We start from the raw sequence: 16,330 nt of genomic DNA, 5'->3' as shown, positions 1-16,330 counted from the left end.
CGCGCCGCGCCCGGGGGGCGGGGCCCCCCCGCCCCCCCCCGCGGCGCGGTGGCGGCCGCGGCGCCCGGGGCCCGCCCCCCCCCCCCCGGGGCCCGCGGGGCCCGGGGGGGGGGGGGGCCGGGCCCCGCCCCCCCGCGGCAGGGGGACGGTCACACCGCCCACCAGACGGTGGTGTCGGCGGGCAGCTCCGCGAAGCCCTCCCCGTGGGAGACCGGCTCGTTGGAGAGGAGGAACCGGCCGGGCAGCGGGACGGAGATGGCCCGGCCGGTGGTGTTGGCGGTGCAGACGAAGCCGTCGCGGCGGAAGGAGAGCACACCCTCGGGTGCCTCCAGCCACTCGACGCCTTCGCCCGCACCGAGTTCGGGGCGCTCGCGGCGGACCGCGAGCGCGCTGCGGTACAGCTCCAGGGTGGAGCCGGGGTCCCCGGCCTGCGCCTCGACGCTGAACCCGCCCCAGGTGGTGGGCTGCGGGAGCCAGCTGCCGCCGTCGCCGAAGCCGTACGACGAACCCTCGACGGTCCACGGGATCGGCACCCGGCAGCCGTCGCGGAAGCCGTCCTGGCCGGTGGCCCGGAAGAACGACGGGTCCTGGCGGACCTCGTCGGGCAGGTCGGTGACGTCCGGCAGGCCGAGCTCCTCGCCCTGGTAGACGTACGCCGAGCCGGGCAGCGCCAGCATCAGGAGCGTCGCCGCCCGGGCGCGGCGCAGGCCGAGCGCGCGGTCGCCGGGCTCGCGCAGCTGGGTGCCGAGGCCGGGCGGGTTGGCGAAGCGGGTGGCGTGCCGGGTGACGTCGTGGTTGGAGAGCACCCAGGTGGTGGGCGCGCCGACCGGGCGCATCGCTTCGAGCGAGGCGTCGATGACCCGCCGCAGCTCCGCCGCGTTCCAGTGGGTGCCCAGGTACTGGAAGTTGAAGGCCTGGTGCATCTCGTCGGGGCGGACGTAGTGCGCGGTGCGCTCGACGGTCGGGGTCCACGCCTCGGCGACGAGGACGCGCTCGCCGTCGTACTCGCTCAGGACCTGGCGCCAGGAGCGGTAGATCTCGTGGACGCCGTCCTGGTCGAAGAAGGGCATCACGTCGTTGCCGAGCAGCTTCAGCTGGTCGTGGGCGCCGATGTCCGGCAGCCCCTCGGCCTTGACCAGGCCGTGGGCGACGTCCACGCGGAAGCCGTCGACGCCCATGTCGAGCCAGAAGCGCAGGATCGAGCGGAACTCGTCGCGTACGGCGGGGTGTTCCCAGTTGAAGTCGGGCTGCTCGGGCGCGAAGAGGTGCAGGTACCAGTCGCCGTCCTCGGTCCGCGTCCAGGCGGGGCCGCCGAAGATGGACTCCCAGTCGTTGGGCGGCAGTTCGCCGTTCTCGCCCTTGCCGGGGCGGAAGTGGTAGCGCTCGCGCAGCGGGGAGCCGGGGCCCTCGCGCAGCGCGCGCTGGAACCACTCGTGCTGGTCGGACGAGTGGTTGGGCACCAGGTCGACGATGATCCGCAGACCCAGCTCGTGGGCCTCGCGGATGAGCGCGTCGGCGTCGAGCAGGTTGCCGAACATCGGGTCGATGGCCCGGTAGTCGGCGACGTCGTAGCCGGCGTCGGCCTGCGGGGAGGCGTAGAAGGGGCTGAGCCAGACGGCGTCGACGCCGAGGTCCTTCAGATACGGCAGCCGGCTGCGGATGCCCTCCAGGTCGCCCATGCCGTCGCCGTTTCCGTCGGCGAAGCTGCGCGGGTAGACCTGGTAGATCACCGCGTCTCTCCACCAGCCCGTGTGCGTGCCGGTGGTCGGGGCGGCGGCGGGGGCAGCGAGATGCTGGGTCATGTCTTCCTTGATCGGTAAGGAGATGTGCGTACGAGTACGGGTACGGGCGCCTCGGCCCGGCGAGGTCAGCCCTTCACGGCACCGGCGGACATGCCGGTCACCAGGTGCCGCTGGACGAAGAGGAACACCAGGGCTGCGGGGAGGGCGATGAGGACGGAGGCCGCGGACATCGGGCCCCACTGGGCGCCGTACTGGTTGACGAACTTCTGCAGCCCGCCGGCCAGGGTGAGGTTCTCGTCGCCGACCATGAAGGCGGAGGCGTAGGCGACCTCGCCCCAGGCGGTGATGAAGGAGTAGAACGCGGTCACCGCGATACCGGGCTTGGCGAGCGGCAGGATCAGCCGCCAGAAGGTGCCGAACGGGGTGAGGCCGTCGACCTGCCCGGACTCGTCGATCTCGCGCGGGATGGTGTCGAAGAAGCCCTTCATCATCCAGGCGCAGAACGGCACGGCGATGGTGAGGTACGTGATGACCAGTCCTGCGGGCTCGTTGAGCAGGCCCATCGACGACATGATGTTGTAGATCGGCACGATCAGGACGGCGACCGGGAACATCTGGGTGATCAGCAGCGTCCACATCAGTCCGCGCTTGCCGGGGAAGCGGAAGCGGCTGACGGCGTAGCCGGTGGTGGAGGCGATGAAGACGCCCATGACCGTGGTGAGGCCGGCGACGAGCAGCGAGTTGCCGAACCAGGTGAGGAACGGGGTGTCGTTCAGCAGGTTCGTGTAGTTCTCGAACGTCGTCTCCTTGACGAAGTCCGTGGTGGTCGCGTACTTCGCCGGCTTGATCGAGGTCAGGAAGACCCAGAGCACCGGGAAGACGGCGACCACGGAGGCCACGATCAGGGTGGCGTGCAGCCCGACCGAGGCGAGCGGCGAACGGCGCCCGCGCATCGGGGTGCGGGTCGCGGTCCGACGGGTCGTGGCCCTGTGGGTCGTGGCCCGGGGGGTCGTGGTCGTCACCAGACTTCTCCCTGCTTGCGGAGGACACGCCGGTAGACCGCGGCGAAGACCATCAGGAGGACGAGGATCAGGACGCCCCAGGTGGACGACTGGGCGAAGTCGCGGGGGCTGATCTCGAAGGAGAACTTGTACGCCTGGGTGACCAGGATCTGGGTGGCCTCACCGGGTCCGCCCCGGGTGAGCAGGAAGATCACCGGGAACATGTTGAAGGTCCAGATGGTGCTCAGCAGGATCACGGTGGTGGAGACGGACCGCAGTCCGGGCATCGTGATGTGCCGGAAGCGCTGCCAGGCGTTCGCGCCGTCCATCTCGGCGGCCTCGTACAGCTCGCCGGGGATGGACTGCAGTCCGCCGAGGAGGGCGACCATCATGAACGGGACGCCGAGCCAGACGTTGACGGCGATCACCGAGAACTTGGCCCAGGTGGGGTCGTTGAGCCAGGGCAGCGCGTCGAGGCCGCCGCCGGCGAGGATCTGGTTGAGCAGGCCGCGGCGCTCGTCGTAGAGGAAGCGCCAGGCGAAGACCGAGACGAAGCCGGGCACGGCCCACGGCAGGATGAGCAGCATCCGGTAGAAGGAGCGGCCCGCGATCTTCCGGTTGAGCATGTTGGCGAGGACCAGGCCGAGGCCGAAGGTGACCGAGACACAGGCCACCGTCCACACCAGCGTCCAGCCGAGCGTGCCGAGGAACTGGTCGCCGCTGAGCGCGTCGGCGTAGTTGTCCAGGCCGACGAACTCGTACGTCGCCGGGATCTCGTTGACGCCGATGGAGCGCGCGACGTTCCGCTCGTTGGCGTCGGTCAGCGACAGGTAGATGCCGCGCACCAGCGGGTAACCGATGATCACGCCGATCACGATCACCACCGGGGCGACCATCGCCCAGGCGTACCAGTGGGTGGAGAGGGAGCGCCTCAGCGGGCCCCGGGACGTGCCAGTACCGCGGCGCCGGCCGCGGGCGACGCTGTCGCCCGCGGCCTTCGCCACCGACTGGCTGCTGGTGTCCACAGCCATCAGCCGGCCTGCCTTCCTTCTACTTCCAGTCCTTCAGGAGCTTGCGGTAGGACTCGCCGATGGCCTTGGCGCCGGCCTCCGGGGTGGTCTGGCCGGTGAGGACCTTGGCGTACTCGACCTTGACCGGCTCGAAGAGGCTGCCGCCCTCGGGGATCCAGGGGCGCTCGACGGCCTTGTCGACGACCGGCTTGAAGAAGCCGATCATCTGGTTGCTCGCGACGTCGGGCTTGACGTAGACGGACTCACGGGTGGGGAGCAGGCTGAGCTCCTTGGCGATCTTCGTCTGGGTCTCGACCGAGGTCATGTACTCGGTGAAGGCGTAGGAGGCGTCCAGGTTCTTGGAGCCCGCGTAGATCGCCAGGTTGTGGCCGCCCTGCGGGGCGCCCTGGGCGGCGGAGCCGGCCGGGACCGGGGCGATGCCCAGGTTCGCCTTGTCGGCGAACTCCTTGCCCGCGAAGGTGTCGGTGACGGCCCACGGGCCGTTGATGATCATCGCGACCTTGCCGTCCTTGAAGGCGGCCTGCATGTTGTCCCAGCCGTTGGTCGCGTCGGTGATCGCGGCCTTGGAGTCGACCAGGTCCTTGACGGTCGCCAGCGCCTTGACGCCGTTGGCGTTGTCGACGGTGACGGTCTTGCTGTCGGCGTCGACCAGGTCGCCGCCCTCGCCGTAGAGGAAGGAGAGGAACCAGTACGGGTCGTCGCCACGCAGGTACATGCCGGTCTTGCCGGTCTTCTGCTTGATGGCGGCGGAGGCGGTCTTCAGCTCGGCGATGGTCTTGGGGACCTCGACGCCGGCGTCCTTGAGGATCTTCTTGTTGTAGAAGATGCCCATGGAGTCGATGACCTGCGGCACGGCGTAGGTCTTGCCGTCGAACTTGGTCGAGGCGGCGGCCTGCTTGAGGAAGTCGGCCTCGTCCTTCAGCGCCGGGGTGCCGTCCAGCGGCTGGAGGTAGCCGAGGCTGGCGAAGTCCGGGGTCCAGGCGACCTCGGAGCGGATGACGTCCGGGGCGCCGGAGCCCGACTGCGCGGCGTTCTTGAACTTGTTCTGCGCCTCACCGAACGGCACGTTCACGTACTTGACGGTGACCTTCGGGTGCTTCTTGGTGAAGTCCTCGGCGATCTTCTTGAAGACCTTGTCCTCGGAGCCGACCGTGGAGGTGTCCCACCACGTGACGGTGCCGGAGAGCTCGCCGGAGCCCTTCGAGCCGCCGCCGTTCGCCGAATCGTCGCCGCTTCCGCACGCCGCCAGGGTCACGCCCAGGGCCGCGACCAGCGCGGTGGCCGCTATGCCACGCCGCATGTGCACTCCTTCAACTGATCCCGGGGTGACGAGGGGCTGGAACCTGCCTCATGCGACCGCTCCCTCGCGGCGCTCCGGGTTGCCAGGAACGTAACAGGGATGAAAACGAGCCGAAAGAGCTTGCGAGAATTTTCTGCAAGGCCCGGCGATCGTTACATCGGCGTGTCCTGAAGGTTGCCGACGAGTCGCTTGACAGCAGGCCCGGGGCCTCCCCAGGCCCTCTTGCGGCTACCCACGAGCCCTGCAAGTCTTTGCATCATCTCTTGCAGGACCGTTTCACGGCCGCTCCGACCTCGTTGTCAGTACGTAGCCCCGCCCCCGGAACACGCGAGAGGGACACCGCACATGGCCCACGAGCTCACCTCACCGTCGATGTCGGACTCCGCAAGCTCTTGCGCAACCCCCGCCCGCTCCGGCTGGTGGCGGGACGCCGTGATCTACCAGGTGTACGTCCGCTCCTTCGCGGACAGCGACGGCGACGGGATCGGTGACCTGCGCGGCGTACGGGAGCGGCTGCCGCACATCGCGGACCTGGGCGCGGACGCGGTCTGGCTGACCCCGTTCTACGCCTCCCCGCAGGCGGACGGCGGCTACGACGTGGCGGACTACCGCGCGGTGGACCCCGTCTTCGGGGACCTGGCGGACGCCGACGACCTGGTGCGCGCGGCACACGGGCTCGGCCTGAAGGTCATCGTGGACATCGTCCCCAACCACACCTCCGACCGGCACCCCTGGTTCCTGCAGGCGCTCGCAGGCGTCGGCCGGGACCGGTACGTCTTCCGGCCCGGCCGGGGACCGGACGGCGCCGAGCCCCCCAACGACTGGGAGTCGGTCTTCGGCGGACCCGCCTGGACCCGGGTCGCGGACGGCTCCTGGTACCTCCACCTCTTCGCGCCCGAGCAGCCGGACCTGGACTGGCGCAACCCCGAGGTGCGCGCCGAATTCGACTCCGTGCTCCGGTTCTGGCTCGACCTGGGGGTGGACGGCTTCCGGATCGACGTCGCCCACGGCATGGTCAAGGCGGAGGGCCTGCCCGACATCGGGCACGGGCAGCAGGCGAAGCTGATCGGCACCCAGCGGCTGCCCTTCTTCGACCAGGACGGGGTCCACGAGATCCACCGCGGCTGGCGCCGGCTCCTGGAGTCGTACGGCCCCGACCGGATCGGGGTCGCCGAGGCCTGGGCGCCGACACCGGAGCGGCTCGCCCTGTACGTCCGCCCCGACGAGCTGCACCAGGCCTTCAACTTCCAGTTCCTGAACTGCCCGTGGGACGCGGCGGCCCTGCGGTCGGTCGTCGACGGGTCGCTGCGCGCCACCGCCTCGGTGGGCGCCCCGACGACCTGGGTGCTCTCCAACCACGACGTCGTCCGGCACCCCACGCGGTACGGCAGCCAGGAGCGCGGCCGGGCGGCGGCGCTGCTCATGCTGGCGCTGCCCGGTTCCGCCTACGTCTACCAGGGCGAGGAGCTGGGCCTGCCCGAGGTCGTGGACCTGCCGGACGAGGTGCGCCAGGACCCGGCGTTCCTGCGCGGCGACGGGCAGGACGGGCTGCGCGACGGCTGCCGGGTGCCACTGCCGTGGACGCCCGAGGGACCGTCGTACGGCTTCGGGCCCGGCGGCTCCTGGCTCCCGCAGCCCGCACAGTGGCCGGCGCTGAGCGTCGCCGCCCAGAGCGCCGACCCCGGTTCGGTCCTGGAGCTGTACCGCCGGGCGCTGCGGCTGCGCCGCGAGCACCCCGCGCTCGGCGCGGGCGACGCGGTGGAGTGGCTGGACGGACTCCCGGAGGGCGTCCTCGCGTTCCGCCGCGGGTCGGAGGGCGGGGACGTCCTGGTCACCCTGAACACGACAGCGGGCGAGGTGGCCCTGCCGCTCACCGGCACGCTCCTGCTGTCCAGCGCTCCGGCCGCCCCCGTACTCTCCTCCCCCGTACTCCCCTCCCCCGCCGCGGAGTTCGGCGGCGGCGCGGCGCATGCGCACAACGTCCGGGTTCCCGCCGACTCCTGCGTTTGGTGGGCAATCTGACGTGCGACCGGTACAGTCCAATCCCATGACCGCGCGGCTTGCCGACATCGCAGCCCAGGCGGGGGTCAGTGAAGCCACAGTCAGCCGCGTGCTCAACGGCAAGCCCGGCGTGGCCTCGGCCACCCGTGAATCCGTGCTTGCCGCACTCGACGTCCTCGGATACGAGCGACCCGTGCGGCTGCGCCAGCGCAGCGCCGGGCTCGTCGGCCTGATAACCCCCGAACTGGACAACCCGATCTTTCCCGCCCTCGCGCAGGTCATCGGGCAGGCCCTGACCCGGCAGGGCTACACCCCCGTGCTCGCCACGCAGACCCCCGGCGGATCCACCGAGGACGAGCTGACGGACATGCTCGTCGAGCGGGGCGTCTCCGGGATCATCTTCGTCTCCGGACTGCACGCCGACACCACCGCCGACATGACGCGCTACGACCAGCTGCGCGGCAAGGGCGTCCCGTACGTCCTGATCAACGGCTTCTCGCCCAAGGTGCAGGCGCCCTTCGTCTCACCCGACGACCGGGCCGCGATGCAGCTGGCGGTGACCCATCTCGCCGCGCTCGGGCACACCCGGATCGGGCTCGCGGTGGGACCGAAGCGGTTCGTGCCGGTGCTCCGCAAGATCGAGGGCTTCCAGCGCGGGATGCGGGAACGGCTCGGGCTCTCCCCGGAGGAGTCCGAGCAGCTGATCCAGCACTCTCTGTACACGCTGGAGGGCGGGCAGGCGGCGGCGGGCGCGCTGATCTCGGCCGGCTGCACGGCCGTCGTCTGCGCGAGCGACATGATGGCGCTCGGCGCCATCCGGGCGGCCCGGCAGCAGGGGCTCCAGGTCCCCCGGGACGTCTCCGTGGTCGGTTTCGACGACTCCCCGCTCATAGCGTTCACCGACCCGCCGCTCACCACCATCCGCCAGCCCGTGCAGGCGATGGGACAGGCGGCGGTCCGCGCGCTGCTCGAAGAGGTCGGGGGCACCCCGGCGCCGCACAGCGAGTTCGTCTTCATGCCTGAGCTGGTCGTTCGCGGTTCAACCGCTTCCGCCCCGCTTCCGGGCCGACCCTGACGGTCCGGGGTCCGCGCATCCGTCTCAGGGCGGAGCATGTGCGCCCCGAACCCGTCGGAGGGATGATCGGACGGGGGGAATGGATCTGGCAGACTCTCCTCCTATGGGTGAATCGACCGTGAAGAGTTTGGAAGGCCGGACGGCGGCCAGCCCGTCACCCATGCCGGACGGTGGCGGTGTGCGGGCCAGGCTCCGCATGCCCCGACGACCCCGGATCTGGTTCGAGATCCTGCTCATCGGCGTCAGTTACTGGACGTATTCGCTCATCCGCAACGCGGTACCGGAGCAGAAGGCCCAGGCGCTGAAGAACGCCGACTGGATCTGGGACGTCGAGAAGAGCCTCGGGCTCGCCTTCGAGGAGACCGTCAACCACGCCGTGAACTCGGTGACATGGCTGATCGTGTCGATGAACTACTACTACGCCACGCTGCACTTCGTCGTGACCATCGGTGTGCTGGTGTGGCTGTACCGATGGCAGCCGGGCCGTTACGCGGCGTCCCGCACGGTGCTCTTCGCCACCACAGGTGTGGCCCTGGTCGGTTACTACCTGTATCCGCTCGCGCCGCCCCGGCTGATGAACGGCCAGGCCTTCATCGACACGGTCCTGGTCCACCACACCTGGGGATCGATGGCCTCGGGCAACCTCAAGCACATGTCGAACCAGTACGCGGCGATGCCGTCGATGCACATCGGCTGGTCGCTCTGGTGCGGTCTGACCATCTTCGCCCTGGCCTCGGCGCCCTGGGCGCGCATCCTGGGCCTGCTCTACCCCGCCGCGACGCTGGTCGTGATCGTGGCCACCGCCAACCACTTCTGGCTGGACGCGGTGGGCGGCATGATCTGCCTCGGCTTCGGCTTCGCCGTCTCCTACTTCTGGTACGGCTCGCTCCCCAAGGGTCTCCCCAAGCTGGTGGAGACCCCGGCCCCGGTGGCCCGGGGCGGCCCCTCCTCGCGGCCCGCGAAGGCCGACGAGGAGGAGCAGGAGAAGGAGCGCGCGAGCCGCTAGGGCCTGTCCGGCGGATCAGGGCCGGTGAGGCCCTGGGGCTCCGCTTCCCTGGGGGTCAGCCCCGGTGTGTGACGCGGCCGCCCGCGACCGTGAGGCGGATCGGGGCCTGTTCCGTCTCGTCGGCGGGGGCCGTCACCGGGTCGACGGTGAACGCGGTCAGGTCGGCGCGCAGGCCCACGGCGATCCGGCCGCCGAGCCGCTCCTCCCCCGCCGCGACGGCCGCGTGCGTGGTCATCCCCTCCAGCGCCATCGCGCCGGTCAGCCCGTGCCGGGCGGACGCGGCGCCGCGCGGGGCCTGGGCCGTGGCCAGGACCTGCCGGGCGTCGTGGTGGGCGATGGGCCAGTCCGAGCCGAGCGCCAGGTGGGCGCCCGCCTCCCGCAGGTCACGGCAGCGCCAGGCGCGGTCCGCGCGGACGTCGCCCAGCCGCTTGGACCACTCGTCGGTGTGGTCGGCGCGGGTGTACGCGGTGTGCGGGGGCTGCATCGAGGCGACGACCCCGAGGGCCGCGAACCGGCCGAGCTGGTCGTCGGGGACGGTCTCGATGTGCTCGATCCGGTGCCGGGGCCCCGGGCCGCCGCCGAGTGCCTCCACCGTGTCCAGGACGTGCCGGACGGCCGCGTCGCCGATGGCGTGCGTGGCCGTGCCGACCCCCGCCCGGTGGAGATGGCGCACGGCGGCCGCGTAGGCGGCCGGGTCGGGCCAGAAGGCGTCGGTGCCCTGGCCGTGGCAGTCGGCGTGCTCCAGCCAGGCGGTGCCACCCTCGACGGTGCCGTCCATGAAGAACTTCACGCCGCCGACCCGCCACAGCCGGCCGGCCCGCTCCTGGAGCCGTACCAGCTCGTCCAGCTCCTCGGCGGTCGCGCCGGGCATGCACCAGGGGGCGAGCCGGAGCCGGAGCGGCAGGTCGCCGTCGGCCTCCAGGGCGGTGAGCAGCCCCGGTACGTCATGGCCGCCCAGGTCCATGACGTGCGCGCCGGTCAGTCCGGTGGCGGCCATGGAGGTCAGCAGCTCGACGAGCCGGTCGCGCCGCTCGGCGAAGGGCCGGGTCGGCAGGAACGGGGTCACGAGGTCCATGGCGGCGTGCTCGATGAGGTGGCCGGTGGGCCGCCCCGACTCGTCGCAGACGATCTCGGAGCGCTGGGCGAAGGCCCGGGGGCCTTCGATCCCGGCGGCCTTCAGGGCCGCCTCGCTCGCGAGGGCGGAGTGTCCGTCGTAGAGGCGCAGGAAGGCGGGGGCGCCGCCGAGGACGTCCTCGATCAGCTCGCGGTGGATCGGCCGGCCGCCGAAGGTGTTGTGGTCGAGGCCGAAGCCGACGACCCAGCCGTCCTGGCGCTCGGCACCGGCCAGGACCGAGCGGAGTCGGTCGAGGTCGGTCACGCCGGAGAGGTCGGTGCCGGTGAACATCTCCAGGCCCCAGACGGGGTGGCTGTGCGCGTCGGTGAGGCCGGGCGTGAGGGTGGCGCCGCCGAGGTCGACGGTCTCGGTGCCGGGTCCGCGCCAGTCGCGGGCGTCGGCGGCGTCCCCTACGGCGGTGATCAGTCCGTCGCGGACGGCGACAGCGGTGTGCGCGGAGAGCTCGGGGGTGCGGACGCGGGCGTTGACGAGGACGAGGTCGGGGGCGGGCACGACGGTTCTCCTTCTGCTGGTGCGGCGGGCTCCGCGGGCTCTGCGGGCTCTGCGGCGAAGTTCGCGTAGACCTCGGGGCGGGTGCGGCGGAGCCGGTGTGCGAGGAGGAGCCCGAGGACGAAGACGGCGGGGACGAGTGAGATCAGGACGGTGTTGACGGTGGTGGAGGCGCCGGTGAAGAGGTCGACGTGGGTGACGACGAGACCGATGGCCCCACCGAGCAGGACGAAGGCGGCGACGGGCGCGACCACCGTGCGCAGCCGGCCCTCGTCGTGGCTGATCCGGCGGAAGAAGAGGGGTACGGCGAGCGCCGCGAGGAGCTGGAGGACCATCAGGCCGATCATGCCGGGGGTGTTCACCCAGAGCAGCAGCTGCTGGTACGGGTCGGCTCCGGCGGCCGCGAAGCCGAGGACGACGACCGCGCCGAGGACGGTCTGGACGATGCCGGAGACGTACGGGGAGCGGTGGCGGCGGTGGACGCGGGCGAAGGCGGCGGGCAGGACGCCCTCCTCGGCGAGCGCGAGGCCGTAGCGGTTGATCGCGTTGTGGAAGGCGAGGAGCGAGGCGAGGACGCTGGTGACGATCAGGATGTGCATCAGGTCGGCGGCCCAGGAGCCCACGTAGGTGGTGATGGCGGCGAAGAAGAGGCCGCCGGGGTCGTCGCCGGCGGCCTGGACGACCTTGTCCTGGCCGAAGGCCTGGATGACGGTCCACACGACGAAGGCGTAGAAGAGGCCGAGGAAGCCGACGGCGATGTAGGTGGCGCGCGGGATGGTGCGCTCGGGGTCGCGGGCCTCGCGGCGGTAGATGACGGTCGACTCGAAGCCGGTGAAGGCGGCGAAGGCGAAGGCGAGGACGGCGGCGGTGCCGGGGACGAGCACGTTGCCGGGGGCGAAGGAGCTCAGGGAGAGCCCGTCGGCGCCGCCGTCGAGCAGGACGCCGCCCGCGAGGAGCACGAGGATGCCGGTCTCGGCGACGAGCAGGACGCCGAGGAGCTTGGCGCCGAAGTCGATGGAGCGGAAGCCGCCGTACCAGATGAGCAGGAGCCCGGCGAGGGAGACAGGGAGCCAGGGGACGTCGATGCCCCAGAGCGCCCCTGCGGTGTCGGCGGTGGCGGTGCCGAGCAGTCCGTAGACGCCGATCTCCATGCCGTTGTAGCCGAGCATCGCGAGCAGGGCGGCGGCGATGCCGACGGGCTTGCCGAGGCCGCGGGTGATGTACGCGTAGAAGGCGCCACCGTTGCGGACGTGCCGGCTCATGGCGGTGAAGCCGATGGCGAAGACCGCGAGGGTGATGCCGGCGAGGAGGTAGCCGGCGGGGGCGCCGATGCCCCCGAGGACGACGGCGATGGGGGCGACGCCCGCCATGACGGTGAGCGGGGCGGCGGCGGAGACGACGAAGAAGGAGATGTCGGCGGTGGAGAGCGTGCCGGTTCTCAGCCCCTTGGGAGCGGTGGTGGTCTGTGAGGACATGGAGCGGGAAGCCCTTCCGAGGCAGGAAACCTAAAGGCTTTCGGTTTGCGCAATGTAACCTCGCGTTCAACGATTCGGGAAGACCTGACCAGGGGGAAATCATTCATGGGCCGGCCGCGCACACCGCTCCTCGACCGCGAGCGGATCACCACCGTGGCGCTCGAACTCGTCGATGAGCGGGGGGAGTTCAGCGTCCCCCAGATCGCCAAGCGGCTCGGTGTGCAGACGGCCTCGGTGTACCACCACGTGGACGGCAGGGACGGGATCGTGGAGCTGCTGCGCGAGCGGGTCAGCGCGGGGATCGACGGTTCCACCCTCGACCTGGAGCCCTGGGACACGGCGATGGCCGCCTGGGCGCGCTCCTACCGCGCCGCCTTCGCCGCCCACCCCCGGGCCGTCCCGATGCTGATGACCTCACCGGTGCGGGCTCCGAGCGTGCTCGCCCAGTACGAGGCCGCGGTGTCCCTGCTGCTCGGTGTCGGCTTCGACAACGCCGACGTCATGACGGTGATCGTCGCGCTGGAGAACCTGGTGCTCGGCTCGGCGCTCGACGTCGCGGCCCCGGACGCCATGTGGGAGCTCCCGGACGAGGTCACCACCCCGCGGCTGGCCGAGGCCCTGGCGGCGCTGGGACCGACCCGCGCCGACGCCGCGTTCGACCTGGCCCTGGAGGCGTTCCTGGCGCACTGCCGGGCGCTCCTGGAGCGTGCCGACGGGTGACGCCGCTCGGGCCGCTCCCGGAGCGCGCCGAAAGCCGACCCCGGTCGGCCGAAAGCCGACCCCGCTCGGGCTCGCGCGCTACGCCCCGTAGAAGCGCTCCTCGACGACCGCCCGGGCCCGGCGGGTGATCCGCCGGTAGTCGTCGACCATCTCCCCGACGTGACCGGGGCCGTACCCCAAGTACCGCCCGACCGCCGCCAGTTCGCGCCCGTCCGACGGGAAGGTGTCCCCGGGCCTGCCGCGTACCAGCATCACCGCGTTGCGGACCCGGGTCGCGAGCACCCAGGCCTCGTCCAGGGTCTGCGCCTCGTCGGTGGGGATGAGCCCGGCGGAGTGGGCGGCTGCCAGGGCCTCGCGGGTCCGGGTCGTGCGCAACCCCGGCTCGGCCCAGCCGTGCCGCATCTGGAGCAGCTGGACGGTCCACTCGACATCGCTCAGACCGCCGCGGCCGAGCTTGGTGTGGAGCGTCGGGTCGGCGCCGCGCGGCAGCCGCTCGGACTCCATCCGGGCCTTCAGCCGCCGGATCTCCCGGACCGCCTCCTCGCCGAGGCCCTCGGCCGGGTAGCGCAGCGGGTCGATCAGCTCGACGAACCGCTCCGCGAGGTCCGCGTCGCCCGCCATCGGCGCGGCCCGCAGCAGGGCCTGGCTCTCCCAGACCAGGGACCAGCGGCGGTAGTAGGCCTCGTACGACTTCAGCGTGCGGACCATGGGGCCGCTCTTGCCCTCCGGGCGCAGGTCCGCGTCGATCAGCAGTGGCGGGTCGGCGGTGGGGACCTGGAGGAGCCGGCGGATCTCGGAGACGACCTGGTTCGCCGCCCGGGCCGCCTCCTGCTCGTCGACGCCCTCGCGCGGCTCGTGCACGAACAGGACGTCGGCGTCGGAGCCGTAGCCGAGTTCGTGGCCGCCGAAGCGGCCCATCCCGATGACCGCGAACCGGGTCGGCAGGGTGTCGCCCCAGCCCTCCCGCACGGCGGCGCGCAGCGCGCCCGCGACGGTCGCCGCGTTCAGGTCGGTGAGCGCCAGGCCGACCCGGTCGACGAGCGCGCCCGGATCTAGTTCGCGGGGGCTGTCCTCCGTGCCGTACGAGCCGATGAGATCGGCCGCGGAGGTACGGAACAGCTCCCGGCGCCGCACCCCGCGGGCCGCGGTGACCGCCTGCTCGGCGCCGTCGGCCCGGCCGACCGCCGCGAGGATCTCCTGCTCCAGATGGTCCCGGCCGCGCGGCTTCAGGCCCTCCGGGTCGCCGAGGATCGCGACCGCCTCCGGGGCGCGCAGCAGCAGGTCGGGGGCGAGCCGCCCGGCCGAGAGCACCCGGGCGAGGTTCTCCGCCGCCGCGCCCTCGTCCCGCAGCAGCCGCAGGTACCAGGGCGTCTTGCCGAGCGCGTCGGAGACCCGGCGGAAGCCGAGCAGTCCGGCGTCCGGGTCGGCCGAGTCGGCGAACCAGCCGAGCAGCACCGGCAGCAGCGTGCGCTGGATCGCGGCCTTGCGGGTGACCCCGGAGGCGAGCGCCTCCAGGTGGCGCAGGGCGGCGACGGGATCGGCGTAACCGAGCGCTTCGAGCCGCTCTCCCGCGGCCTTCGGGCTGAGCCGGGTCTCGCCGGGGGTGAGCTGGGCGACCGCGTCGAGCAGCGGCCGGTAGAAGATCTTCTCGTGCAGCCGGCGGACCACCGCCGCGTGCCGCTTCCACTCCTTGTTCAGCTCGGCGACCGGGTCGGTGCGCAGGCCGAGCGAGCGGCCGAGGCGGCGCAGATCGGCCTCGTCCTCGGGGACGAGATGGGTGCGGCGGAGCCGGTAGAGCTGGATGCGGTGCTCCATGGCCCGCAGGAAGCGGTACGCCTCGTCCAGCTGGGCGGCGTCGGCGCGGCCGACGTAGCCGCCGGCGGCCAGCGCCTTCAGGGCGTCGAGGGTCTTGCCGCTGTGCAGGCCGGCGTCGCCGCGGCCGTGCACCAGCTGGAGGAGCTGGACGGCGAACTCGACGTCCCGCAGGCCGCCGGGGCCGAGCTTGAGCTCGCGCTCGACCTGGGCCGCCGGGATGTTGTCGACGACCCGGCGGCGCATCTTCTGCACGTCGGCGACGAAGTTCTCGCGCTCGGCGGCCTGCCAGACCAGCGGGGAGACGGCCTCGATGTACTCGGCGCCCAGCTCCGGGTCGCCCGCCACCGCCCGGGCCTTGAGGAGGGCCTGGAACTCCCAGGTCTTGGCCCAGCGCTGGTAGTAGGCGAGGTGGGAGGAGAGGGTGCGGACCAGGGGGCCGTTGCGGCCCTCGGGGCGGAGGTTGGCGTCGACGGGCCAGATGGTGCCCTCGACGGTCGTCTCCGAGCAGATCCGCATGAGGTGGGAGGCGAGCCGGGTCGCGGCCTGCATCGCCTTCCCCTCGTCCGCGCCCTCGACCGCCTCGGCCACGAAGATCACGTCCACGTCGGAGACGTAGTTCAGCTCGTGGCCGCCGCACTTGCCCATCGCGATCACGGCGAGCCGGCAGTGCGCCGCGTCGGCGGGCGCGGCGGTACGGGCGATGGCGAGGGCGGCGCGCAGCGTCGCGGTGGCGAGGTCGGCCAGTTCGGCGGCGGTCTGGGCGACGTCGGCGGTGCCGCAGACGTCCCGGGCGGCGATGGCGAGGAGGCAGCGGCGGTAGGCGACCCGCAGGGAGACCGGGTCGGTGGCCTCGGCGAGGCCCTGCTCGAACTCGGCGACCCCGGGGTTCAGGTCGGCGGCCTCGTACGTGACGAGGGCCTGCCAGTCCTTGGGGTGCCGGGCGAGGTGGTCGGCGAGCGCCTCGGAGGCGCCGAGGACGCCGAGCAGCCGGTCCCGGAACGGCTTGGCGGAGAGCAGCGTGGCGGTGAGTGTCTGGCGCTCCTCGTCGGGCTGGGCCTCGACGAGCCGGACCAGGCCGCGCAGGGCGAGGTCGGGGTCGGCGGTCGTGCCGAGGCCGTCGAGCAGGACGGAGTCGTCCCGCAGGGCGGTCAGCTCGGGGAGGTCGAGCAGCCGCTCGGCGCCGGAGGGGTCGGTGAAGCCGTGCCGCAGCAGGCGGCTGAAGGTACTGCTCCTGCGCCCCGGCACCGCCGCCATCCCGCCGCTCCCTCCACCACCTTCGGGGCTCCATCGAGCCCCGCGATCGAGCCTATCCGCAGGGCGGGGCCGGGTCGCCCCGGGGCGCGGCGATCACCGCACGGGCTGCTCGCGGTCCGCGAGCGGGCTGCTCGCGGTCCGCGATCCACCCAAGTCGGACCTTTGTTTCGTAAGAGATCACACGTGATACCTCGCACATTCCTCACTATTTGCCGCCGATAAACCGTATTGCTTGTAAGTCCGTCTCCAGACACAAGTACTGTTCGTCGCACCGCACATCGCTCCA

The 16,330-nt window shown here is 72.0% G+C and carries 11 protein-coding genes; 4 read left to right on the top strand and 7 right to left on the bottom strand.

Translation table 11 applies throughout. The annotated features are described in order from the left end of the window. Positions 1 to 149: 149 nt before the first annotated feature. From ACF09C_RS13170 to ACF09C_RS13155, 4 genes are all read right to left on the bottom strand, one after another. On the bottom strand, positions 150 to 1,802 hold the full coding sequence (locus ACF09C_RS13170; protein WP_392091590.1) for a glycoside hydrolase family 13 protein: 1,653 nt from the start codon (positions 1,800 to 1,802) through the stop codon (positions 150 to 152). Between the two features lie 65 nt (positions 1,803 to 1,867). Further along, positions 1,868 to 2,695 (bottom strand): carbohydrate ABC transporter permease, encoded by an 828-nt coding sequence (locus tag ACF09C_RS13165; RefSeq protein WP_362423371.1) that lies wholly within the window; start codon positions 2,693 to 2,695, stop codon positions 1,868 to 1,870. Between the two features lie 65 nt (positions 2,696 to 2,760). Further along, positions 2,761 to 3,774, bottom strand: coding sequence for a sugar ABC transporter permease (locus ACF09C_RS13160; RefSeq protein WP_362423360.1), 1,014 nt, complete (start codon positions 3,772 to 3,774; stop codon positions 2,761 to 2,763). A 19-nt stretch (positions 3,775 to 3,793) separates the two neighbouring features. Further along, positions 3,794 to 5,074, bottom strand: coding sequence for an extracellular solute-binding protein (locus ACF09C_RS13155; RefSeq protein WP_392091588.1), 1,281 nt, complete (start codon positions 5,072 to 5,074; stop codon positions 3,794 to 3,796). Between the two features lie 345 nt (positions 5,075 to 5,419). On the opposite strand from ACF09C_RS13155, the gene ACF09C_RS13150 reads away from it, so the two are divergent. The 3 genes from ACF09C_RS13150 (at position 5,420) to ACF09C_RS13140 (ending at position 9,156) form a co-directional block, all read left to right on the top strand. Then, complete coding sequence (locus tag ACF09C_RS13150) at positions 5,420 to 7,096, top strand: glycoside hydrolase family 13 protein (RefSeq protein WP_392091587.1); 1,677 nt, start codon at positions 5,420 to 5,422, stop codon at positions 7,094 to 7,096. Positions 7,097 to 7,121: 25 nt separating this feature from the next. Continuing rightward, complete coding sequence (locus ACF09C_RS13145) at positions 7,122 to 8,150, top strand: LacI family DNA-binding transcriptional regulator (protein WP_392091586.1); 1,029 nt, start codon at positions 7,122 to 7,124, stop codon at positions 8,148 to 8,150. Between the two features lie 103 nt (positions 8,151 to 8,253). After that, entirely contained in the window at positions 8,254 to 9,156 is a 903-nt protein-coding gene (locus tag ACF09C_RS13140; protein WP_392091585.1) for a phosphatase PAP2 family protein, read from the top strand. Positions 9,157 to 9,211: 55 nt separating this feature from the next. Here the strand turns inward: ACF09C_RS13140 and ACF09C_RS13135 are convergent, their stop codons facing one another. Next, entirely contained in the window at positions 9,212 to 10,783 is a 1,572-nt protein-coding gene (locus ACF09C_RS13135) for an amidohydrolase (RefSeq protein WP_392091584.1), read from the bottom strand. Continuing rightward, on the bottom strand, positions 10,693 to 12,255 hold the full coding sequence (locus tag ACF09C_RS13130) for an APC family permease (protein ID WP_392091583.1): 1,563 nt from the start codon (positions 12,253 to 12,255) through the stop codon (positions 10,693 to 10,695). Before ACF09C_RS13130 ends, ACF09C_RS13135 begins: the two co-directional genes overlap by 91 nt. Positions 12,256 to 12,360: 105 nt before the next feature. On the opposite strand from ACF09C_RS13130, the gene ACF09C_RS13125 reads away from it, so the two are divergent. Beyond that, on the top strand, positions 12,361 to 12,975 hold the full coding sequence (locus tag ACF09C_RS13125) for a TetR/AcrR family transcriptional regulator (protein WP_392091581.1): 615 nt from the start codon (positions 12,361 to 12,363) through the stop codon (positions 12,973 to 12,975). Positions 12,976 to 13,053: 78 nt separating this feature from the next. On the opposite strand, the gene ACF09C_RS13120 is transcribed toward ACF09C_RS13125, so the two are convergent. Then, positions 13,054 to 16,044, bottom strand: a complete 2,991-nt coding sequence (locus ACF09C_RS13120; RefSeq protein ID WP_392091580.1) for a bifunctional [glutamine synthetase] adenylyltransferase/[glutamine synthetase]-adenylyl-L-tyrosine phosphorylase — start codon at positions 16,042 to 16,044, stop codon at positions 13,054 to 13,056. Between the last annotated feature and the right edge of the window lie 286 nt (positions 16,045 to 16,330).

The sequence above is a fragment of the Streptomyces sp. NPDC014870 genome (assembly GCF_043081505.1).
Taxonomy (GTDB): domain Bacteria; phylum Actinomycetota; class Actinomycetes; order Streptomycetales; family Streptomycetaceae; genus Streptomyces.
This window is presented reverse-complemented; position numbering and strand designations above follow the sequence as displayed.

Coding starts and splice junctions, on each gene's coding strand:
- ACF09C_RS13170 (WP_392091590.1), bottom strand. CDS start 1,802: ATGACCCAGCATCTCGCTGCCCCCGCCGCCGCCCCGACCACCGGCACG.
- ACF09C_RS13165 (WP_362423371.1), bottom strand. CDS start 2,695: ATGCGCGGGCGCCGTTCGCCGCTCGCCTCGGTCGGGCTGCACGCCACC.
- ACF09C_RS13160 (WP_362423360.1), bottom strand. CDS start 3,774: ATGGCTGTGGACACCAGCAGCCAGTCGGTGGCGAAGGCCGCGGGCGAC.
- ACF09C_RS13155 (WP_392091588.1), bottom strand. CDS start 5,074: ATGCGGCGTGGCATAGCGGCCACCGCGCTGGTCGCGGCCCTGGGCGTG.
- ACF09C_RS13150 (WP_392091587.1), top strand. CDS start 5,420: ATGGCCCACGAGCTCACCTCACCGTCGATGTCGGACTCCGCAAGCTCT.
- ACF09C_RS13145 (WP_392091586.1), top strand. CDS start 7,122: ATGACCGCGCGGCTTGCCGACATCGCAGCCCAGGCGGGGGTCAGTGAA.
- ACF09C_RS13140 (WP_392091585.1), top strand. CDS start 8,254: ATGGGTGAATCGACCGTGAAGAGTTTGGAAGGCCGGACGGCGGCCAGC.
- ACF09C_RS13130 (WP_392091583.1), bottom strand. CDS start 12,255: ATGTCCTCACAGACCACCACCGCTCCCAAGGGGCTGAGAACCGGCACG.
- ACF09C_RS13125 (WP_392091581.1), top strand. CDS start 12,361: ATGGGCCGGCCGCGCACACCGCTCCTCGACCGCGAGCGGATCACCACC.
- ACF09C_RS13120 (WP_392091580.1), bottom strand. CDS start 16,044: ATGGCGGCGGTGCCGGGGCGCAGGAGCAGTACCTTCAGCCGCCTGCTG.